Origin of the sequence: Cytobacillus praedii (assembly GCF_001439605.1) — a bacterium.
GTDB classification, from domain to species: Bacteria; Bacillota; Bacilli; order Bacillales; family Cytobacillaceae; genus Cytobacillus; species Cytobacillus praedii.
Window position 1 is genome coordinate 669 of record NZ_LMBX01000063.1, and the last position, 355, is coordinate 1,023.

At 44.1% G+C, this 355-nt stretch carries 2 tRNA genes; both read left to right on the forward strand.

Going from position 1 to position 355, the window contains the following annotated elements:
- Positions 1-30 precede the first annotated feature (30 nt).
- A tRNA-Tyr gene (locus tag ASU02_RS25440) sits at positions 31-114 on the forward strand.
- A 166-nt stretch (positions 115-280) separates the two neighbouring features.
- Positions 281-355: transfer RNA gene (locus ASU02_RS25450), tRNA-Gln, on the forward strand.

Genomic DNA, 355 nt, shown 5'->3' on the forward strand with positions numbered 1-355 from the left:
TTTTATCCTTTTTTAACCTTTATTCAATATGGAGGGGTAGCGAAGTGGCTAAACGCGGCGGACTGTAAATCCGCTCCTTCGGGTTCGGCAGTTCGAATCTGCCCCCCTCCACCATATTTTCATTCTAAATATGGCGGTTGTGGCGAAGTGGTTAACGCATCGGATTGTGGTTCCGACATTCGTGGGTTCGATTCCCATCAGCNATTGAAATGAATCAGATTAAAATAATTAAATTTGTTATTAAATGTTCCTGTTTTGATCATTCATGATAGAACTTCAATGGGCTATAGCCAAGCGGTAAGGCATCGCACTTTGACTGCGACATGCGTTGGTTCGAATCCAGCTAGCCCAGCCA